At 71.7% G+C, this 19,344-nt stretch carries 18 protein-coding genes and 1 pseudogene; 12 read left to right on the forward strand and 7 right to left on the reverse strand.

Going from position 1 to position 19,344, the window contains the following annotated elements; translation table 11 throughout:
- The first annotated feature begins 2 nt into the window (after positions 1–2).
- From GIY56_RS12360 to GIY56_RS12375, 4 genes are read left to right on the forward strand one after another with little or no spacing between them, the layout of a single operon-like run.
- Positions 3–1,832, forward strand: a complete 1,830-nt coding sequence (locus GIY56_RS12360) for a glycosyltransferase family 2 protein (RefSeq protein WP_154765154.1) — start codon at positions 3–5, stop codon at positions 1,830–1,832.
- On the forward strand, positions 1,829–3,145 hold the full coding sequence (locus tag GIY56_RS12365) for a DUF3131 domain-containing protein (protein ID WP_154765155.1): 1,317 nt from the start codon (positions 1,829–1,831) through the stop codon (positions 3,143–3,145). The genes GIY56_RS12360 and GIY56_RS12365 overlap by 4 nt, the downstream gene beginning before the upstream one ends.
- Entirely contained in the window at positions 3,142–5,184 is a 2,043-nt protein-coding gene (locus tag GIY56_RS12370) for a hypothetical protein (protein WP_154765156.1), read from the forward strand. Before GIY56_RS12365 ends, GIY56_RS12370 begins: the two co-directional genes overlap by 4 nt.
- A gap of 25 nt (positions 5,185–5,209) precedes the next feature.
- Positions 5,210–6,136: an alpha/beta hydrolase gene (locus GIY56_RS12375; RefSeq protein WP_196053617.1), complete on the forward strand. Its 927-nt coding sequence runs from the start codon at positions 5,210–5,212 to the stop codon at positions 6,134–6,136.
- 17 nt (positions 6,137–6,153) lie between these two features.
- Here the strand turns inward: GIY56_RS12375 and GIY56_RS12380 are convergent, their stop codons facing one another.
- On the reverse strand, positions 6,154–6,624 hold the full coding sequence (locus tag GIY56_RS12380; protein ID WP_230312477.1) for a hypothetical protein: 471 nt from the start codon (positions 6,622–6,624) through the stop codon (positions 6,154–6,156).
- Between the two features lie 218 nt (positions 6,625–6,842).
- Between GIY56_RS12380 and GIY56_RS12385 the strand changes: the two genes are divergently transcribed.
- Positions 6,843–7,475 carry a FecR family protein gene (locus GIY56_RS12385; protein WP_154765159.1) on the forward strand — a complete coding sequence of 211 codons (633 nt, stop codon included), beginning with the start codon at positions 6,843–6,845 and terminating at the stop codon, positions 7,473–7,475.
- Here the strand turns inward: GIY56_RS12385 and GIY56_RS12390 are convergent.
- The 4 genes from GIY56_RS12390 to GIY56_RS12405 all read right to left on the reverse strand — a co-directional run bounded on the left by GIY56_RS12390 (position 7,433) and on the right by GIY56_RS12405 (position 11,906).
- Positions 7,433–9,310: a CHASE2 domain-containing protein gene (locus GIY56_RS12390; RefSeq protein WP_154765160.1), complete on the reverse strand. Its 1,878-nt coding sequence runs from the start codon at positions 9,308–9,310 to the stop codon at positions 7,433–7,435. The two genes, GIY56_RS12385 and GIY56_RS12390, sit on opposite strands and share 43 nt — an antisense overlap.
- A gap of 3 nt (positions 9,311–9,313) precedes the next feature.
- Positions 9,314–10,030: a Crp/Fnr family transcriptional regulator gene (locus GIY56_RS12395; protein ID WP_154765161.1), complete on the reverse strand. Its 717-nt coding sequence runs from the start codon at positions 10,028–10,030 to the stop codon at positions 9,314–9,316.
- Positions 10,031–10,079: 49 nt separating this feature from the next.
- Positions 10,080–10,520, reverse strand: a complete 441-nt coding sequence (locus GIY56_RS12400) for a PACE efflux transporter (RefSeq protein WP_154765162.1) — start codon at positions 10,518–10,520, stop codon at positions 10,080–10,082.
- A gap of 120 nt (positions 10,521–10,640) precedes the next feature.
- Positions 10,641–11,906, reverse strand: a complete 1,266-nt coding sequence (locus GIY56_RS12405) for a calcium-binding protein (protein WP_154765163.1) — start codon at positions 11,904–11,906, stop codon at positions 10,641–10,643.
- 515 nt (positions 11,907–12,421) lie between these two features.
- On the opposite strand from GIY56_RS12405, the gene GIY56_RS12410 reads away from it, so the two are divergent.
- The 6 genes and pseudogenes from GIY56_RS12410 to GIY56_RS12435 all read left to right on the forward strand — a co-directional run bounded on the left by GIY56_RS12410 (position 12,422) and on the right by GIY56_RS12435 (position 16,926).
- Complete coding sequence (locus GIY56_RS12410) at positions 12,422–12,697, forward strand: lipid-A-disaccharide synthase N-terminal domain-containing protein (RefSeq protein ID WP_154765164.1); 276 nt, start codon at positions 12,422–12,424, stop codon at positions 12,695–12,697.
- Positions 12,694–14,244 carry an ArnT family glycosyltransferase gene (locus tag GIY56_RS12415; RefSeq protein WP_154765165.1) on the forward strand — a complete coding sequence of 517 codons (1,551 nt, stop codon included), beginning with the start codon at positions 12,694–12,696 and terminating at the stop codon, positions 14,242–14,244. The genes GIY56_RS12410 and GIY56_RS12415 overlap by 4 nt, the downstream gene beginning before the upstream one ends.
- Positions 14,241–14,999: a glycosyltransferase family 2 protein gene (locus GIY56_RS12420; RefSeq protein ID WP_154765166.1), complete on the forward strand. Its 759-nt coding sequence runs from the start codon at positions 14,241–14,243 to the stop codon at positions 14,997–14,999. The genes GIY56_RS12415 and GIY56_RS12420 overlap by 4 nt, the downstream gene beginning before the upstream one ends.
- Positions 14,996–16,030 carry an NAD-dependent epimerase/dehydratase family protein gene (locus GIY56_RS12425; protein WP_154765167.1) on the forward strand — a complete coding sequence of 345 codons (1,035 nt, stop codon included), beginning with the start codon at positions 14,996–14,998 and terminating at the stop codon, positions 16,028–16,030. Before GIY56_RS12420 ends, GIY56_RS12425 begins: the two co-directional genes overlap by 4 nt.
- A gap of 101 nt (positions 16,031–16,131) precedes the next feature.
- Positions 16,132–16,395 carry a PepSY domain-containing protein gene (locus GIY56_RS12430; RefSeq protein ID WP_154765168.1) on the forward strand — a complete coding sequence of 88 codons (264 nt, stop codon included), beginning with the start codon at positions 16,132–16,134 and terminating at the stop codon, positions 16,393–16,395.
- Positions 16,388–16,926 (forward strand): annotated as a pseudogene (locus GIY56_RS12435) (cytochrome b/b6 domain-containing protein). The gene GIY56_RS12430 and the pseudogene GIY56_RS12435 overlap by 8 nt, the downstream one beginning before the upstream one ends.
- 28 nt (positions 16,927–16,954) lie before the next feature.
- On the opposite strand, the gene GIY56_RS18880 reads toward GIY56_RS12435, so the two are convergent.
- Together GIY56_RS18880 and GIY56_RS12445 are read right to left on the reverse strand one after the other, a co-directional pair.
- The gene (locus GIY56_RS18880; protein ID WP_154765169.1) at positions 16,955–18,196 is read right to left on the reverse strand and encodes a histidine kinase dimerization/phospho-acceptor domain-containing protein; all 1,242 of its coding nucleotides are present in this window, start codon (positions 18,194–18,196) and stop codon (positions 16,955–16,957) included.
- Positions 18,193–18,846 (reverse strand): response regulator transcription factor, encoded by a 654-nt coding sequence (locus GIY56_RS12445; protein ID WP_154765170.1) that lies wholly within the window; start codon positions 18,844–18,846, stop codon positions 18,193–18,195. The genes GIY56_RS18880 and GIY56_RS12445 overlap by 4 nt, the downstream gene beginning before the upstream one ends.
- Positions 18,847–18,993: 147 nt before the next feature.
- On the opposite strand from GIY56_RS12445, the gene GIY56_RS12450 reads away from it, so the two are divergent.
- Entirely contained in the window at positions 18,994–19,287 is a 294-nt protein-coding gene (locus GIY56_RS12450) for a DUF2934 domain-containing protein (RefSeq protein ID WP_154765171.1), read from the forward strand.
- Positions 19,288–19,344: the final 57 nt, after the last annotated feature.

The raw sequence follows: 19,344 nt of genomic DNA on the forward strand, positions 1-19,344 counted from the left end.
CGATGGACGATTACTTCCGCCGCTTCGAGCACCGCCGCCCGCCCGAACCGTTGCCCTATTCCGCCGGGCGCGAGGCGGTGTGGCAGGCGCTGGCCACCATCGCCGCCCTTCTGGGGGGATGGTATCTGTGGTGGCGCTGGACGCAGTCGCTGAACCCCGACGCCCTGTGGTTCGCGGTGCCGCTGGTGGTGGCGGAAAGCTGCGCCTTCCTGGGGCTGCTGTTGTTCATCTACAACCTGTGGCAGGACCAGCCGGTCGCGATCCCGGTGCCCGCCGTCACGCTGCGCGACACCCTGGCCCCGGGCAGCGAGGCGCCCGACCGGCCCATCGCGGTGGACCTGTTCTTCGCGACCTATAACGAGGATCCCGACCTGGTCCGGCTGGGCATCGTGGATGCCAAGGCCATCACCTATCCCCATCCCATCGACATCCGCATCCATGTCTGCGACGACGGCCGCCGCCCGCAGATGCAGGCGGTCTGCGCCGCCGAGGGCGTGAACTACATCACGCGCGCCACCAACGAGGGCTTCAAGGCCGGCAACCTGCGCCACGCGATGGAACAGACGGGGGGCGATTTCATCGTCATCCTTGATGCCGACACCCGGCCCTTCCCGACGATCCTGGAACACACCCTGGGCCATTTCCGCGACCCCCGGATGGCCTGGGTCCAGACGCCGCAATGGTTCTATGACCTGCCCGAGGGGGTGACGCTGACCGACCGGCTGTCGCGCAGGCTGGGGACGCCCGGGCGCCTGATCGGGCGGGCGGTCGAGGGCGTGGCGGGAGAGATCCGCCTCGGCCGCGATCCCTTCGTGAACGACGCCGAGATGTTCTACCAGATCATCCTGCGCCGCCGGAATCGCGCCAACGCGGCCTTCTGCTGCGGGGCCGGGTCGATCCACCGGCGCGAGGCGGTGATGGAGGCCGCCCTGCGCAGCTTTGCCGCCAGCGTGGAACGCCGCGTCATCGCCGCCGAGGAGGAGATCACCCTGACCAGCCGCGAACCGGCGGTGGACGCGTCCCTGCTGTCGGCCATCCGCACCGAGGCCGTGGTGGCCGAGGTGCTGGCCCCCTATCGCTTCCACGTGTCCGAGGACATCTATACCTCGATCCTGCTGCATTCCGACCGGGAACGCGGCTGGAAATCGGTCCTGCATCCCACCTATGAATCGCGGATGCTGTCGCCGCAGGATCTGCTCAGCTGGTCGGTGCAGCGGTTCAAGTACGCGGGCGGCAGCTTGGACATCCTGTTCAACGACAACCCGCTGTTCCGGCGCGGGCTGACGCTGCCGCAGCGGCTGATGTATGCCACGACCTTCTGGTCCTATCTGGCGCCCCTGTGGAACGTGGTCTTCCTGGCCGCCCCCGTCGTCTATCTGGCGACCGGCATCGCGCCCGTGTCGGCCTATACGCTGCCCTTCTTCCTGCACGCCATGGCCTTCCTGGTCGCGCTGGAACTGGCGATGATGGCGGGCACCTGGGGGATCGCGGGCCATGCCAGCAAGTCCAGCTATCTGTCCTTCTTCCCCCTGGGGCTGCGCGCCATCGGCACGGTGCTGTCGGGGCGCAGGATTTCGTTCCCGGTCACGCCCAAGGACCGCCAACTGGGCCGCCACCTGCGCCTGGTGCGGCCGCAGATCGCGGTGGTCGGGCTGACCCTTGCGTCCCTGCTGTGGGCCGGCGCGGCGCTGGTCTGGGCCGATACCGGCCACAGCGTCACCGGCGTCGTGACCAATGCCCTTTGGGGCCTCAACAACTGCCTCGCCATGTCGGGGATCATCAGGGCGGCGATGTGGACGCCCGAACCCGAACCGACCGGAGAATCCGAATGAGCCTGCCCATCAACCTGACGCGCGCGCGCAGCCACATCATCTTCATCGCGGCCCTTTTGCTGGGGGTGACGCTGATCTTCTATCTGGAAAGGGCCGGACACATGCCCGACCGCCAACCCGACGCCCTTGCCGCCTTCGACGAGGTCGTGCCCCTGCCGCTGGCCGACGGGCTTGGCCGGGCGCAGCAATCCGACGACCACGCCCGCATCGCCTGGACCTATTTCCGGAACAACACCGATCCCGACACGGGGCTGGCGGGATCGGTGGACAAGTATCCGTCCACGACCATGTGGGAAACGGCGTCCTATATCGTGGCCATCGTCTCGGCCCAGCGGCTTGGCATCATCACCGACGCCGAGGCCGAAGGGCGCGCGGCCAAGGTGGTGGACGCGCTGTCGCGCCTTGTTCTCTTCGAGGACAGCCTGCCCAACAAGGCCTATGACATCCGCACGTTGCAGATGGTGGATTACGCCAACCGCCCGACCTCGGTCGGGCTTGGCTGGTCGGCGCTGGACATCGGGCGGCTGATGACGGCGCTGAAGATGGTCCAGTTGCACTATCCCGACCTGGCCGACGAGGTCGAGGACCTGGTGGCCGGATGGGATCTGGACCGCGTGACCCGCGAAGGCCGCCTGAACGGCGCGACCGTGGTGGACGGGTCCGTGCGCGAGAATCAGGAAGGGCGCATCGGCTACGAACGCTATGCCGCCAAGGGGATGATGCTGTGGGGCGCGGACGCCACGGCGGCGATGGAGGTCGCGCCCACCCTTCAGGTCGTCCGGGTCGAGGGCGTGCCGATCCCCGTGGACACGCGCCTGAACCGCAACAGCACGCCCGCGCTGACCACCAGCGAACCCTATGTCATGGACGGGCTGGAATTCGGCTTTGACGCCCTGACGCATGTCTTCGCGACCGTGGTTTATCGCGCGCAGGAAATGCGTTATCGCAACACCGGCACGCTGACCGGCGTCAGCGAGGGCCATCTGTCGCAGGACCCCTATTTCGCCTATGCCACGGTCTGGGGCGGCGGCTCGCCCTGGGCGGTGCTGACCTTCGGCGGCGACCGGATCGACAGCCGCCGCACCCTGTCCACCAAGGCCGCCTTTGGCTGGGACGCGCTGTTTTCCACCGAATACACGCAGGAAATGGTCGCCGCCGTGGTGCCCTTTGCCGATCCCGCGCGCGGCTGGCCCGAGGGCCTCTACGAGGCAGACGGCACCGTCAACGGATCCTTCACGGCCAACACCAACGCCATCGTGCTGGCGGCGCAGGCGTTCCGGGCCACGGGACCGCTGATGCACGTGCCGCGGTGAAGCCCGGGGCACTCGGCGCCGTTTTGCTGCTGGCCGCCGTGCCGGCCGCGGCGCTGAGTGCGCAATCCTGTCCCGGTCCCGACCTGTCCGTGGCCCCCGCCGGCGCCACGGCGGTCGAGCTGCGCCACGCCGATGTCCCGAGCGCCCGCTTTCCCGGGCAATGGCAGCAGGGCCGTTTGGGCGATCTGTCCTATCGCCTGTATCCCGGCGGCTTCGGCGCGATCGGCGAGGGGACGCACATGGAGACCTGGCGGATCGAGATCTCCTGCGATCCCGACAACCGCACCTGCACCTATCGGTCCTTCGGCGCGGTGCCCGAGGGGATGCAGCCCCGCGCCCGGCAGCTTGGCCGCTGCCTGCTGGGTCCCGAACCCCCGGCGACGCCTGCCGCCCCGGCTAAGGAAAGCGCCCCGCCCGCCGCCGAACCCGAGGCCCCCGCGCGCCAGCCCGCGCCCGCCGCGCCGAAGGCGGCAACGCCCGTGTCCCCGGAACCCGCCGCGCCAGGAACACCGGCACCAGAGCCAGCGCCCGCGTCCCCGCAAGCCGCGTCACGCCCTGCCCGCGAAACGGCCCCGGTCCCTGCGGCACCAAGGACGCTGACCCGTGAACCCGCCCCCGCTGCCCCGCAAGCCGCAGGGGGACCAGCCCCTGCCGCGCGGGAAACGGCGCAATCCTCCGCAACGCCGGGGGCGCTGACACGCCAGCCTGCCCCCGCCGTCCCGAACGCGGTAACGCCTGCGGAAGCAAGGTCCCTGACGCGCGAACCCGCCCCTGCGCCTGCGGCCCGCGAACCGGCCACGCCACCGGCAGAGCCAAGGCCACCCGCGCGCCGCCAAGCCGCGCCGCATCCTGGGGAACCAAGGGCGTTCCTGTGCTGGACCGTCCCCGAGGTCGGCGGAACCGGCACGCCCGAATCCGAGGTGCTTGTCTGCCGCCCCGCCCCCGTGCCGCCGGATGTTTCGGCCGCCCCATCCCCGGCGCGGGAAACGGCCGCCCCGCCGCCGGTTCCGCCAAATCCGGCCCCCCGTTCGGCAGGGCCGGAAAGCGGTCCCGGGACCGCGCGCCCGCCTGCCGATCCGGCGGGGTCGCAAGGCCAGCCAGGGCCTGCCCCCCAGGGGCCGCCCGGCGGTCCCGATGACCGGCCCGCCCCGGCAAAGGACGGGGCGGATGCCGCCCCCCGGGACGACCCTCCGCCCCGCCCGCGCGCGGCAGCCGCGCCCCCCACGCCGGACCGCATCAACCTTCTGCCGCTGTCCCGGCCCCGGCGCGTCCCGGACCGCCCCGAGGCCCCGCCGTCCGGGGGAACCGTGATCGCCCGCCCGTCGGCCCTGTTCACCCCCCGCCCAGCGTTTCCGCCCCCGGGGGGTCACCCCCGCCCGCAGCCCCCGGCCGCCCCGCCGCTGGCGCTGACGCGCTGCGCCCTGGGCAGCGCCATGGCGCTTGGCCGCGAGGAGATCGGCGAGATCGGCCAGATCTCGGTCAACCTGGGGTGCAGCGGGCGGTTCGGCGACCGGCTGACCTTCAGCGCCGGCCTGACCGCCTATCCCATCCGGGGCGACCGGCACGGCGGCGACCTGGCCTACAGCTATGCGCTGAACTGGCGCGTCACCGACCGGGTGACGCTGACCTATGCGAACTATGCCGCCGCCCTGGCCGGGGGCCGCGCGCTGGCCGGCCTGGGCGAGGGGCGGCTGCAACTGTCCGCGCCGGTCGCCAAGGTTCCGCTGGGGGACCGGACCCTGGCCTGCACGGGCTTCGTCAGCCTGGCGCGGTCGGCCCCCTCCAATGCCGGGGTCAACTGCGGCCTCGACGTGACCGAACGCCTGACGGTCCGCTTTTCCGCCCTGGCCTATCCGCCCGGCACGCAGCGGGAAGGCGATACGGATTTTTCCTATTCCGCCAGCTATGCGCTGAGCGACCGGGTGACGCTGACCTATTCGAACTATGCCAACAACCGCTGGCCCTGGAACCGCTCGCCCGATCAGGTGGACCTGTTCCACGGCGGCGCGTTGGGCCTGTCCTATCGCCGGGATTTCTGACGACGTGACGATGCAGGAGGATCATGTGCCCGGATTCACAAGGCGCGGCATTCTGGCCGCAGGGCTTGCCATGCCCTTCCTGGGCACCCGCGCATGGGCGGGCACCGTGCACGAGGCGAAGATCCTGCAAAGCGAAATCCTGGGCCATGTGGTGGGTTATTCGCTGTATCTGCCGCCCGATTACCGGGGGGGCAGCCGCCGCTATCCGGTGATCTACCTGCTGCACGGGGCGGGGGACGGCCAGCCCGCCGACTGGTTCCGCATGGCGGGGATCGACATCCTTCTGGACCGCCTGATCGGGGACGGCCGGATGCCCCCCTGCATCGCCGTGGCCCCCGACGGGCGCAGGCCCGGGGGCGATCCGCGCGCCACCTATTTCCTGGACGACGCCGACGGCGGCTATCGCTGGCGCTCGATGTTTTTCGACGAGTTCGTCCCCAGGGTCGAGGCGACGCACCAGGCCATCGGCACGGCAGGGACGCGCGCCCTTCTGGGATTGTCGATGGGCGGCCATGCGGCGATCCTGAACCAGCTTCAACGGCCCGACCTGTTCGCGGGCGCCGCCGCCCTCAGCGCCGCGCTGCGCACGCCCGCGCAGTTGGCGGCGATGGACCCGCAGGCCTTCGACCTGCGCTTCGCCGGGGCCTACGGGCCGGGCCTGCTGGGCGAGGACCGCCTGAACGAGGCCTGGCGGATCTCCGATCCCGTCGAGGCCGCGGCCCGGGTCGATCCCAAGCCCTTCCGCCGCATCCCCCGGCTTTACCTCGACCTGGCCTCGGGCGATCCCTTCTTCGAGGGCAATGCCGCGGCCCATGTCGCGCTGGACCGGGCGGGCATCCTGCACCGCTTCCAGGTCCGCGAAGGCGACCACGACTGGATCTTCTGGCGCAACGCGCTGCCCGCCGCGCTGGAGCATGTGGGGCGGATCTTCACGCGCGGCTATGGCGAATAGCTGCCGCCGGCAAAGGGTCAGTGCCGGAAGCGCGGCGCCAAAAACAGGATCCTGCGGTCGGGCCTTTCCGTGCCGTCGCCTTCCTGCGGCGGGGGGGTCCGGTCCTCGATCGCGGGACCGCTGGCCTGCAGGACATCCAGCATGTCGGGAAAGCCGCTGGCGACCTCGGGCATTCCGGCGATCTCGTAGGCGGTCTGCCCCAGGCCGGCGTAATGGACGACCGTTCCCCCTTGCCGGGTCAGCCGGGCCGCGAAGAAGGCGCAGGAAATCAGGCATTCGTCCCCGATCTGGCGTGATTCGCCCTGCCTGGCGCGCCTGCGGGCCGCGTCCATCAGCCGGACCGTCAGCCGGTCGGGCGCAATGGGACGGTGCATGTAGCGGGCCAGGGTCGCGGCCAGGTGGAATTCCAGATCGGCGGACAGCACGACCTGGCTTTCGCGCATCCCCTCGACCACCAGATCCCGCGCCGCGGAAAGATATGTGTCCATCATGAAGCCCCTGCCATCGACGTGACCGAACCATTCATCGCCCTGAAAGTTTGCCCCAGTTCCGGCACAGGTCAAGCCGTCTCATGGGACAGCGGGCTGAATTCACACGATATTGCGGGACGTTTCCCTTTCCGGGCAGACACCATGCCCGGTTGCCCGGATTTTGCGCCCTGTCCTGAAACCCGAAAACGTTGCCGCGCGGGGCCATTGCTGCCACGATGGCCCATCGCTGGTTCGTCCCGGGGGTCGCCATGCCTCTTTCCCGCCGCCTTGTCCTTGCCGCCGCCGCCGCGGCGATGCTGTCCCGGCAGGCCCGGGCGGCAGGCCGGATCGGCCATGCGGTCCGCACGGCGGGCGCGCCCAGCCTGCAACGCGCGCAAGGCCTCTATCCCCTGCGCGCTCGCGACGCGGTGTTCGAGGGCGACACCGTGCGCACCGACCCGCGCAGCCTGGCCGAACTGATGCTGGGCCGGGCGACGCGGATCAGCCTTGGCCCGAACAGCCAGCTGGTGATCGACCGCTTCACGGCGGATCTGGGCGGGCAGGTCAGCCTGGGCGGCGCGATGGTCTTCGACCGGCCCGAGGATCTGCCCCCCATCGACCTGACCGTCCGGTCGGCCTTCGCCCGCATCGGCGTGCGCGGCACCCGGTTCTTCGCCGGTCCCAGCAACGGCGTCTTTGCCGTCTTCGTCGCGCGCGGATCGGTCGAGGTGAGGACGAACAACCAGGTCGGCGGGTTCACGCTGCTGGGTCCGGGCGAGGGGGTGGACATCGCGGCCGGCAGGACCGGCCCGGTAGTCCGCTGGGGTCAGGCGCGGGTTGATGCGGCCTTCGCCAGCGTCGGGCTGTGATCGGGGGCAAAGACCTGCAAGGGGCCGAAGCTGCGGATCTCCACCACCCCCAGGGACCGCAGCGGCAGGCTTGCCGCCCTTGCCGCCGCCGGGCCGACGCAGATGGTCGATCCCAGGGCCTTGTTCGCCTCTTGCAGCCGGGCGGCCAGGTTCACGGCGTCGCCATGGGCGGTATAGTCGATGCGCGCGCCCGATCCGACATCGCCCAGCACCGCAGGCCCGGTCTCGATCCCGATGCGGGTGCGGCCCAACCCCCCCGCCACCGGGGCGGGCAGGCGGCGGAACGCCTCGGTCGCGGCCCGGATCTCGCACGCGCAGGCCAGGGCCGCATCGACATGGCCGGGCTGGTCCAGGGGCGCGTTGAACAGGGCGTGGACGGAATCGCCCACCAGCTTGTCGATCATGCCGCCGTGCTTCAGCACGATGGCGCAGGTCAGGCCGAAATAGGCGTCCAGCACCCGCACCAGGTCGCGCGGGCCAAGGCGGTGCGTGGTGCGGCTGAAATCCTCGATGTCGGTAAACAGCGCGGTCACGACCCGCGCCTCGCCTTCCAGCTTCAGAAGCTGCGGCTCCTCGGCCAGCCGGGCGACCACGGCGGCGGGAAGAAGCTGGCCCATCCGGCGGCGCAGCAGGCGTTCGGCCCGCCCGGTCTGCGCGGCGCGCCCGATCAGCGTCAGAAGCGCCGTGGCCAGGACCGCCAGGGCCGGGGTCGCCGGGTCGATCAGGCTGCCGGTCTGCCGCTGCACCGCCAGGCAGGCGGCGGCCCACAGCAGCGCGGCCACCGTTGCGACAGCCATGGCGGGCAGGGCGGGCAGCGCCAGAACGGCGGCGACGGCGATCAGGCCCGCCGCGGCGACGAAAGCCGCCTCAAGCCGGGATGACGCCGCGTCCCGATGCGGCGCGGTGCCCGACAGCAGGGCATGGGCCAGGTCGGCATGGATCTGCACCGAGGGCTGCAAGGGGCTGGCGGCGGTCGCCCGCAGCCCGCCGCGTTCGGGCAGGCTGCTGCCGACAAGAACCACCGCGCCGCGCAGGGAGGCCCCACCGGCGCCCGCCAGCACCGCATCCGCCCGCAGCGTCCGGTTCCCCCAGGCTTGCGGGACCGAGGGGCGCAGCCGGATCTGCCCGTCGCCGTCCAGCGCGATGCGCCTGCCGCCGACCCGCAGCCAGGGCGCGGGCGGCGGTCCCAGCAGCACGGCGGTGTCGCCAAGCGCCACCCGCACCGCCTCGACCGCCAGCGACGGAAAGGGGGCCGCGCCGACGATCACCCCCACGGGGACCTTGCGCAGCCTGCCGTCGCCGTCCGAGGCCAGCGCCACCGACGCGGCGGTGGCGGCGGCGCCGAAGGCCGGGCAGGCGGCCTCGGCCCCCGGCGCGCGCCACAGCAGGCGGGCCGCGCCTTCGGCGAAGGCCAGCGTCGGGCGGGCAGGGGGCGCAGGTCCCCCCTCGGCCAGCAGGAAGCCCAGCACCGACGGCCCCCGTGCCAGCGCCGCCGCCAGCGCGTCGTTCACGCCGCCCGCCGCGCAATCGCCGGAAAAGACGATATCCCAAGCCACCACCGCCGGATCCGCATCGGCCAGCCGCGCCGCCAGCCGCGCCGTGTCGCCCCGGTCCCATGGCGCGCCGGTGTCATCCGTGGCGCCGATATCGATCACCCGCACCAAGGGCACCGGACCCCGTGCCGGGGGCAGCGCCAGGATCATCGCGTCGAACACCCGATCCTGCCACGCCTGCAGGACCGGGGGCGGGTCCAGCACCAGCAGGGCAAGGCCCAAGGCCACCGCCGCGCCTGCCAGAAAAAGCCCGATCCGCCTGCGGTTCAAACGGCGGGCCACCCGTCAATCCGCCGGTTCGGCGATCAGCCGCAGCGCCGCCACGTCGCACAGGATGACCCCGCCGTCGGGCCGGATCGCGCCCGCGTGGCGCAGCCCGTGCAGCGCCCCGTTCACCTTGGGGCGGCTGGCCCCCAGCACGGCGGCCAGATCCGACTGGCTGAGATCCAGCCGCAGGGCAGGGTGCGGCGGCAACGACTCGCCGTGGATCTGGTGCAGCGTGAACAGCAAGAACCGCGCCAGCCGGGGTTCCAGGTTATACAGCACGATGCCTTCCAGCTGGTCGGTCGTTTCGCGCAACCGGCGGCACAGCCAGCGCGCGGCCCCCTGCATCAGCGCCGGATCCAGGTCCGCGATCTGGCGGAAGGCGGCGCGGTGCAGGACATGGCCCGCCGTCGCCACCGCCGCCACCGCATCCGCCGACCGGGGTTGGGCGTCGAACAGCGCCATCTCTCCCAGCAGGTCGCCCGGTCCGGCGTGGCGCAGGGTCAGCTCGCGCCCCTGCGGCGTGGTGATCGCCAGCCGCACCCGCCCCGAATCCAGCGCCACCAGATAGTCGCCCCCGTCGCCGCGCTGGAACAGCAGGGCGCCTGCCGCCCATCGCTGCGGGCTGGCGGCGGCGGCGATGCGCGCCAGGGTCTGCGGTCCCAGATCCTCGAAGATCGGGAAGGACCGCCAGAAGGACGCCTTTCCTGGTGCCGTGCCGGGCCGTTCCGCCGCCATGCCGTCCCCCGCGTCCGTTCAGGCCCTCAGGGTAGTCGGCGCGGCGCGTTCAGGCAATCGCCGCCGATGGCCGGACAGGGCGCAGCCGGTCATAGGCCAGGTGGAAGACATAGGCAAAGGCGGTATAGAAGACGGTCAGCGCCAGGTCGAAGACCAGCGCCTGCCGCAAGCCGCAGCCCGCCAGATGCATGATCACCGGCACCGTCACGACAAGGGCGCTCAGTTCCAGCAAGGCGGCATGGACCAGCCGCAGCCGGTGCGGGCGGTCGCTGGCGACGCGGCCCGACCAGGCAAGGTCGATCCGGTCGAAGACGGTGTTGAACAAGGGCGACCACAGCGTCACGATCACCGCCAGCGTGGCTACCAGCAGGGCCGAGCTGTCGGCGGGCGTGTGCGAAACCTGGGCATGGATCGGCACCACGATGGCCAGGCCCAGGGTCTCGAACGTGGCCGTCTGGACCATCCGCTCGCGTCCCGATCGCAATGACATCCTGTCCTCCTGACTGTTTGGGGGGGTTGCTGATGAGAGACTGCGCCGGACGCGGGCCGGGCGCTGTTTCCCGCGGAACAGGTGGGGGGGACCGCGCCGATGCGGTCCCCCCCGCTGTCGTCAGATGATGTCGAAGTGCGCGCTGCTCAGCGCCAGTCCCGCGTCCAGGACGGCAAAGCGGGTGGCCGCCGCGCCGCCCGCGCCGTCGGCGTCATAGGACAGGGTGCCGGTGTTCGCGTTGTAGATGACGCGATCCTCGGCATCCGTCGCCACAGCCCCGATGCGGAAGGCGTCCGGGTCCAGCGCGCCCGCGCCCAGGGCGGGCATGAACAGATTCTCAAGCTGGATGCTGTCCTGCGCGGTGTTGAAGTCCAGCACGGTATCGACATTGGTGTTCGCGTTCAGGGCGGACCTGAAGACGAAGCTGTCGGCCCCGCCGCCCCCGAACAGCACGTCGTTGCCCCCGAACCCGATCAGGACGTTGGCGGCCGCGTTGCCGGCGATGGTGTTGGCCCCGTCGCCGCCAAAGCCGTTGATCGCCGCGTTGCCGGCCAGCACCAGGTTTTCCACCACGTTCTGCGCGCCCGCGACCTGCGCGCCCCGCAGGTTGAAGGTCACGGTCGAGATGACCAGGTCGGTGCCGCCCGACCCGGCGGCGCCCTCGTCCACCACGTCGCCGCCGCTGTTCACGACATAGGTGTCGTCGCCCGCGCCGCCGATCATCGTGTCGGACCCGATGCCGCCGTCGATCTCGTTGTCGCCGCCGTTGCCGCGGATCGTGTTGGCCAGGCCGTTGCCGGTGGCGTCCAGGTCGCCCGCGCCGGTCAGGGTCAGGTTTTCCACGTCGCCGCCGAACTGCGCGGACGACAGGTCGGCGGACCGGCTGGACAGCACCGTGTCGATGCCCGAACCGCCCGCCTCGTTCACGCGGTCGCCCGCGCGGTCGATGACATAGGTGTCGTTCCCGGCGCCGCCGGCCATCGTGTCGATGCCGGTCCCGCCGTCCAGGCGGTCGTTGCCGTTGCCCCCCGCCAGGATGTCGTCGCCGCCCCGCCCGTCCAGCCTGTCATTGCCGCCAAGCCCGGTCAGGACGTTGCCCCCGCCGTTGCCCTTGATGCGGTCCCCGAAGATCGAGCCGGTGACGTTCTCGATGCCGACCAGGATGTCGCCCTGCGCGGCGCCGCCGGTGTTGACGCCGGCCAGATCGACCTGCACGGCGGCCAGCGAGGTGGCATAGCTGGCGGTGTCGCTGCCGCCGTCGCCGCGCAGCGTGTCGGCGCCCTGGCCGCCGACCAGCGTGTCGTTGCCGCCAAAGCCGAAGATGTCGTCCGGGCCGTTGAAGCCGAACAGGAGATTGGCGATGTTGTCGCCCAGGATGGTAGCCATGATCGAAATCCTTTCATCGATGATCCGCGCCGGGTCAGCGACCTCGGGGGGCGGGGAAAGCGGTGCCGGGCACCGCGGGGGGCGGGATCGCCTGTCCTGCAGGCCAGGCCCGGTCTGGCCGGGCGTCCGCGGGGACAGGGCGATGAACTCAAGGTGCCCCAACCGCCCGCCGGGGTCTGTTCCCTGCGGAACAGGGCGTTTTTCACCCCCAGTGACCGGGACCGGGTTCCCGCAGGCTGGTCATCATCGCCATCGCGCGCGGTTCCGGGACCAACGGGGGGATTGAGGTCTGGTGTGCGGCCCGGCACGATGCCCTGGGCGGCCATGTCCGCGACGAACCGGGACATTCCGAAACGGTGACACCCCCATCCGATCCAGGCGCGACCGCCCTTGTGGGCACGCTGTTCGGGGTCGGCGCGGGGTGACGGCCGTTTGATGCCGCCGGGTCCGGGATTGTAAGCCTGGCGCAAGGTTGCGGTGCCAGTCCGGGCCAAAAGGCAGCGAACGGCAGGCACATGACAGCGCAGGGCGTCTGGATCGGCATCGGCTTTCTGGGGCAGGCGTTGTTCAGCGCGCGCTTCGTCATTCAATGGCTGGCCAGCGAACGGTCGGGCCGCAGCGTCGTGCCGCTGGCCTTCTGGTGGTTCTCGCTGGCGGGCGGGGCGACGCTGCTGGCCTATGCGCTGTGGCGGGGCGATCCGGTCTTCGTGCTGGGCCAAGGCCTGGGGCTGGCCGTCTATCTGCGCAACCTGGCCTTGATCCGCCGCTCTGCCCGGACCGCCGCCGGATGAGGGCCGTCCTGTCCGCCGCGCTGCTGTTCGCGCTGACGGCGCTGACGCTGATCCTCTTGCGGCCCTTGATGCCCGTGGACGAGACCCGCTACCTCGCCGCGGCGTGGGAGATGCGGATCGGCGGGTCCCCCTGGGTGCCGCATCTGAACGGTGCGCTGTATGGCCACAAGCCGCCGCTGCTGTTTTGGCTGATCAACCTCGTCTGGGCCTTGGGCAGCGTGGCCGCGTTTCCCGCGCGCCTTGTGGCCCCGGCCTTCGCGGTCGCCTCGGTCGTGCTGACGGGGCTGCTGGCGCGGCGGCTGTGGCCGGACCAGCCCGCCCGCGCCGGGGCGGCGGCGCTGATCCTGGCCGTGTCGCCGGTCTGGCTGGTGTTCGGTTCCACCACGATGTTCGACGCGATGCTGACCTGCGCCACGCTGCTGGCCATGCTGGCCTTGTGGTCGGCGGCGCGGCGGCCCCGGCGGTCCGCCTTCGTGGCCCTGGGCGCGGCGGTGGCCTTTGGCGTCTATGCCAAGGGTCCGGTGATCCTGCTGCACGTCCTGCCCGCCGCGCTGGCCATGCCGCTTTGGGCGGGACCGGGGCGGCCCTCGGGGCGTGCCTGGGCAAAGGGCCTGGCGCTGGCGCTGCTGGCCGCGCTGTTGCTGGTGGGGCTGTGGCTGGTCCCGGCGCTGATGGGCGGCGGCGCGGAATACCGGACCGAGGTCCTTTGGCGCCAGAGCGGCGGGCGCATGGTCGCCTCGTTCGCGCATCGCAAGCCCTGGTGGTTCTTCTTGGCGCTGCTGCCCCCCATGGCCTGGCCCTTCGGCTGGACGGTCCCGGGCCTGGCCGCCCTGCATCCGCGCAGGCTTTGGGCGGATCCGGGCGCGCGGCTGGCAGCGCTGTGGGCCGCGGGGGCTTTCGTCGCCTTTTCGCTGATCAGCGGCAAGCAGGCGCATTACCTGCTGCCGGAAATGCCCGCCCTGGCGCTGCTGCTGGCCGGCGGCCTTCCCGCCCGGCGGTGGCGCCGCCGCGACCTGTGGCTGGCGCTGCCGCTGGTCGCCGCGCTGGCCGGTTTCGGGGCGGCGGCGGCCGGGCTGATCCCCGCGCTTGTCCGGCTGGGCGATCCGCTGCCCGTCTGGTCGCTGGCCTTGGGCGCGGCCTGCCTGCTGGCGGGCATCGCGGGGTTCGGGCGGTTGCGGTCCGCGCCGGTCGCCCTGGCCGCGCTGCCCCTGGCGCTGGTGATCGGCCTGCACCTGGCGCTTGGCCCGCTTTTGTTCGCGCGCCACGACATGACGGCGCTTGGCCGGGCGGTCGCGCCCTTCGACGCCCGGGGCATCGCCGTCACCGACGGCAGCTATCATGCCCAGCTGAACTTCGCGGGCCGCTTGCGAAACCCCGTCGCCCGGCTGGCCGGTCCCCAGGCCGTCGAAACCTGGCGGCAAGCCCATCCGGGCGGGCTGCTTCTGGACCAGACCGGCCTGCCGGTCCCCGGGATGCGCGCGGTTGCCGCGCTGCCCTATCGCGGCGGCACCTATACCCTTCACCGTTCACAGGAGGTCGCGCCATGACGCCCGACATTTCCGTTGTTCTTCCCGCCCGGGACGAGGCCGGCAACATCGCCGCCCTGCTGCACGGCATCGCCGCCGTCCTGCGCGACCGCCCGCACGAGATCATCGTGATCGACGACGCCTCGACCGACGGGACGCGGCAGGAACTGGCGGCCTTGCAACCCGTCCTGCCGCAGCTGCGCGTGATCTGCCACGACCGGTCCTGCGGCCAATCCGCCGCGATCCGCAGCGGCGTGCTGGCCGCGCGCGGCGCCCTGATCGCCACGCTGGACGCCGACGGCCAGAACCCGCCCGAGAACCTGCCCGCGCTGCTGGCCCCCTTCCGGCAGGGCAACCCGGCGATCGGCCTGGTGCAGGGGCAGCGCGTCGGGCGGCGCGACCGCTGGACGCGGCGGCTGGCCTCGCGGCTGGCGAACCGCATCCGGGGGGCGCTGCTGCACGACGGGGTGCAGGACAGCGGCTGCGGGCTGAAGGCCTTTCCGCGCGCCGTTTACCTGGCCCTGCCCTATTTCGACCACATCCACCGCTTCATGCCCGCCATGATCGCGCGCGAAGGGCTGGTCGTCGTCACCGTTCCCGTCACCCACGCCCCGCGCGCCTTCGGCCGGTCCAAATACGGCAACCTGCAACGTGGCCTGGTCGGCATCGTCGATCTGATGGGCGCGGCCTGGCTGATCCGCCGCCGCCGCCTGCCGCAGGCCCGCGAACTGCCCCCTGCGGCGGCGGCGGCGTCCGGCATCCGGGGTGCGGCATGACCGTGCTGATCACCGGGGCCGCGGGATTTATCGGCTTTCACCTGGCCCGCCGCCTGCTGGCCCAAGGCGCGCGCGTCATAGGCCTGGACGACCACAACCCTTACTACGACCCTGCCCTGAAGGCCGCCCGCGAGGCGCAGCTTCTGGCCTTTCCCCGCTATCACCCCGTCCGCGGCGGGGTCGAGACGCCGGGCCTGCTGGCCCGGGTCATGGAACGCCACCGTCCGCGCGTGGTGGTGCATCTTGCCGCGCAGGCCGGCGTGCGCCATTCCATCGAGGCGCCGGGGGCCTATGCCTCGGCCAACCTCGCCGGAACCTTCCAGCTGCTGGAGGCCGCGCGGGCTTTTCCGCCCGATCACCTGATCATGGCGTCGAGCAGTTCGGTTTACGGCGGCAGCGACGGGATGCCCTGCCGGGAAACCGACCCCACCGACCGGCCCTTGTCCTTTTACGCGGCGACCAAGAAGGCGTCCGAGGCGATGGCCCATTCCTATGCCGCGCTTTACGGCCTGCCGATCACGATGCTGCGGTTCTTCACCGTCTATGGTCCCTGGGGCCGGCCGGACATGGCGCCGTTCCTGTTCACCTCGGCCCTGTTCGAGAACCGGCCCATCCCGCTGTTCAACCACGGCCGGTTGCGGCGCGACTTCACCTATGTCGATGACCTAGTCGAGGCGATCGACGCCCTGATCGGCGTGGTCCCGCATCATCCCGCGATCCCGGTCAAGGGCGACAGCCTGTCGCCCGTGGCCCCCTTCCGCGTGGTCAACATCGGCAACGGAGAGCCGATCCCCCTGATCGATTTCATCGCCGCGCTGGAGGCCGCGACCGGGCGCAAGGCCGCCCTGCGGATGCTGCCGATGCAGCCGGGCGATGTCGAGGCGACCTGGGCCGACACAAGCCTGTTGCAGCGCCTGATCGGGCCGCGCCAGCGAACCCCCGTCGCCCTGGGCCTGCGCCGCCATGTCGAGTGGTTCGCCAGCCATTATCCCGCGGTCCGGCCGGATGCGCGGGTTCTGCTGGATCACTAGGGCGCGGCGGGATCATGGCAGCCGCCGCCCCGCCTGCAAGGTTGCCGCAAGCCTGGCCTGCTTCAAGACCGACATCGAACACCGCAAACGGAGACCCCTTCATGCGCAAGACCCTGATCCCCGCCGCCGCCCTGATGATCGCCGCCGCCGGGGCCGCCGGAGCCTCCGACCGCTGCACCGCCCCGCAGGCCGACTGGCGCCCGGTCGAGGAGCTGAAGGCCCGACTGACCGACAAGGGCTGGACCATTGGCAACGTCAAGACCGAGGACGGCTGCTACGAGGTCTATGGCAAGGACGAAACCGGCAAGCGGGTCGAGATCTTCTTCGACCCCGCCACCTTCGAGGCCAAGGGATCCGATGACTGACGCGGTCCGTGTCTGGGACGGCTTCGTGCGGCTGTTCCACTGGTCGCTGGTCGGGCTGATCGCCGGGACCTGGCTGACCTCGGACGGGCCGAAGCCATGGCACGAAGGGATGGGCCATGCCGTCGCCGCGCTGGTCGCGGCGCGGCTGGTCTGGGGTTTCGTGGGTCCCCGCCATGCGCGCTTCGGCGATTTCGTGCGGGGACCGCGCGCCGTGCTGGCCTATCTGCGGGCGCTGCGGGCGGGGCGCGAACCGCGCTATCTGGGCCACAACCCGGCGGGCGGGGCGATGATCGTGGCGCTGCTGCTGGCCGTGGGGGGCACCGCCCTGACCGGCTGGTTGCAGACCACCGACGCCTTCTGGGATCGGCGGCCATGGAGGAGATCCACGAGGCCCTGGCCACGCTGATCCTGGTGCTGGCCGCGCTGCATGTGGCGGGGGTCGCCGTGGAAAGCCTGCGCCACCGCGAGAACCTGGTCCTGTCGATGCTGACCGGCACCAAGCGGCCGCTGGCGGCGGACGACCGTTCCTGACCGGCGGCCCCTCCCAAAGCCGCAGCCGTCATGCCGCCGGGGCGCCCGGTTCCCGCGGAAAACGCAGGGTCACGGACGCGGTGCCGCCGGCCATCGCGTAATCCACCGCGATGCCCTGCGCCCGCGCCACCCGGGTGACGATGGCAAGGCCAAGCCCCACGCCCTTCGAGTCGGCGGACTTGTCGAACATCCCGTGGCGGAAGCTCGCCCCCGGCGGAACGGCGTTGCCGACCGTCACCGCGGGATCGGGCGACAGGACGATGCGCGGCCTGCCCGTGCCGTGGTCCGCCGCGTTGCGCAGCAGGTTGCGCAGGATCAGGGCCAGCGCATCGGGATCGGCGGAAACGGCAAGCGTTTCCATCTCGCCGTCGTCGAACAGCACCGGCGTGCCCAGGTCGGCCACCACCATCCGCGCCACCCGCACCAGGTCGGACGACCCGCCCCCCGCGGCGGCCGCCTCGGCCCGCGACAGTTGCAGCAGCCGGTCGATCAGGTGGCTCATCCGGCCAAGCGCGCCCGCCAGCCGTTCCGGCGCGGCCGCGTCGGCCAGCCCCGCCGCGATCAGCTGCGCCTGCCCCGAGGCCGCGGCGACCGGCGTGCGCAACTCGTGCGCCGCATTGGTGGCGAACTGCCGCTCGGCCTCGACCCGGGCCCGGATGTCTTCCAGATAGCCGTTCAAGGCCTGCGGGATGGGGGCCAGCTCGACCGGCAGGTGATCTTCCCCCACCGGCGACAGATCCTGCGCCGACCGGCTTCGCACCGTCTGGGCGAACCGCATCGCGGGCCGCAGCGCCGAGGCGACGGCCCCGCGCACGGCGACAAGCGCGGCCAGCAGCACCGGCAGCATCAGGGCCACCAGCCACCCCACGCTTTCCACAAGCTCGTCGCGGCGCCAGGCATCGCTTTGCCCGACCTCGGCGACAAGGCGGCCCCCGGGGTCGGACAGGCGGAACACGCGCCAGCCGGTGACATCGTGGCCGCCATCGCTGCCCAACGGGGGCCAGGGGGCGCCCGACACCTCTCGCCCGTCCTCGACGATGCGGATCGTTCCGGTCGAACGCGCGACCGCCCCGATCCCCTCGGCGTCCCCGGCGTGGTGATAAAGGTCCAGCGACAGCCGGGCCGAGCCTTTCAGGGTCTCGTCCATCAGTTCCGACATCTCGTGCGCGATGACCAGGGCGGCAAGGCCCACGCCCGCCAGCCAGGCAAGACTGGCGCCCAGCACCACCCGGCGCACCAGCCTGCCGCGCAGGGACCAGGGGCGGGTCACGGGATCAGGTATCCCAGGCCACGGCGGGTCTGGATCGCGCCGGGTCCCAGCTTGGTGCGCAACCGCGAGACATAGACCTCGACCGCGTTGCCCTCGATGGCGTTGTCGAAGGCGTAAAGCCGATCCTCCAGCACCTGCTTGGACAGCACCCGGCCGCGCGCCGACAGCAGGGCGTCGAACAGCGCCCATTCGCGCGAGGTCAGGCGGATCTCGTCCCCGTCGCGGAACACCCGCCCGCCCGCGCGGTCCACCGTCAGCGCGCCGATCCGGCTTTCCGGGGCCGGATCGCCCGAAGCGCGGCGAGCCTGGGCACGCAGCCGGGCCTCGACCTCGGCCAGGTCATAGGGCTTGAGGACGTAATCGTCGGCCCCCGCATCCAGCCCCGCGATCCGGTCCGAGATCCGGTCCCGCGCCGTTGCGATCACCACCGGCACCCGGTTGCCGGTGCGGCGCTGTTCGCGCAGCAGGTCCAGCCCCGACCCGTCCGGCAGCGCCAGATCCAGCAGGATCGCCCCGTAATCCGCCACGTCGAAGGCGGCCCGCGCCGTCGCCAGGTCGGCCGCGTGATCGACCGCATGGCCCTGCGCGCGCAGGAAGCGCAGCACCGCGTCGGCGATGTCGGCCTCGTCCTCGACCAGCAGAACCCGCATGAACGCCCCCATGATGACGGGCCAGACATGCCGGGAAGACGCGGGCCGATCAACGGCAAACCGCATCGCGGCAGGCGGGTTGCGGGTCCGGACAGGAACATTCGCCGCGGCGACGCGTTCTGGGGGGACCACCGCTTGGAGGACGAGATGATGGACGATGACCGGATCAGCCACCGCGCGCATCAGATCTGGGAGGCGGAGGGACGCCCCGAAGGCCGCGACGCCCAGCACTGGGCGCAGGCCCAGGACGAGCTTCGCCGCGAAGGCATCCTGGGCGACGACAGCCTGTCCGAACTGGACGCGGACACGGTTCCCGACGACAACGGCAAGGCCGACGGCCGCATCATCGAGGCGGGCGAGGGCGGAACCGCCGGCGGGCTTGACGAGGCGGAAGAGGCGATCCTGTCGCCGCTTCATCCCGACAGGGGGGACGGCCGCTAGCCGGCGTCCCCAAGCCCGGGTGGGACAGGCCCTGCATCAGGTGCGGGCCGCTCGCTC

Source organism: Paracoccus lichenicola, assembly GCF_009708075.1.
Classification (GTDB): Bacteria; Pseudomonadota; Alphaproteobacteria; order Rhodobacterales; family Rhodobacteraceae; genus Paracoccus; species Paracoccus lichenicola.

Coding starts and splice junctions, on each gene's coding strand:
- GIY56_RS12380 (WP_230312477.1), bottom strand. CDS start 6,624: ATGGACACATATCTTTCCGCGGCGCGGGATCTGGTGGTCGAGGGGATG.
- GIY56_RS12410 (WP_154765164.1), top strand. CDS start 12,422: ATGACAGCGCAGGGCGTCTGGATCGGCATCGGCTTTCTGGGGCAGGCG.
- GIY56_RS12365 (WP_154765155.1), top strand. CDS start 1,829: ATGAGCCTGCCCATCAACCTGACGCGCGCGCGCAGCCACATCATCTTC.
- GIY56_RS12415 (WP_154765165.1), top strand. CDS start 12,694: ATGAGGGCCGTCCTGTCCGCCGCGCTGCTGTTCGCGCTGACGGCGCTG.
- GIY56_RS12420 (WP_154765166.1), top strand. CDS start 14,241: ATGACGCCCGACATTTCCGTTGTTCTTCCCGCCCGGGACGAGGCCGGC.
- GIY56_RS12430 (WP_154765168.1), top strand. CDS start 16,132: ATGCGCAAGACCCTGATCCCCGCCGCCGCCCTGATGATCGCCGCCGCC.
- GIY56_RS12395 (WP_154765161.1), bottom strand. CDS start 10,030: ATGGCGGCGGAACGGCCCGGCACGGCACCAGGAAAGGCGTCCTTCTGG.
- GIY56_RS12385 (WP_154765159.1), top strand. CDS start 6,843: ATGGCCCATCGCTGGTTCGTCCCGGGGGTCGCCATGCCTCTTTCCCGC.
- GIY56_RS12360 (WP_154765154.1), top strand. CDS start 3: ATGGACGATTACTTCCGCCGCTTCGAGCACCGCCGCCCGCCCGAACCG.
- GIY56_RS12425 (WP_154765167.1), top strand. CDS start 14,996: ATGACCGTGCTGATCACCGGGGCCGCGGGATTTATCGGCTTTCACCTG.
- GIY56_RS12445 (WP_154765170.1), bottom strand. CDS start 18,846: ATGCGGGTTCTGCTGGTCGAGGACGAGGCCGACATCGCCGACGCGGTG.
- GIY56_RS12450 (WP_154765171.1), top strand. CDS start 18,994: ATGATGGACGATGACCGGATCAGCCACCGCGCGCATCAGATCTGGGAG.
- GIY56_RS12405 (WP_154765163.1), bottom strand. CDS start 11,906: ATGGCTACCATCCTGGGCGACAACATCGCCAATCTCCTGTTCGGCTTC.
- GIY56_RS12400 (WP_154765162.1), bottom strand. CDS start 10,520: ATGTCATTGCGATCGGGACGCGAGCGGATGGTCCAGACGGCCACGTTC.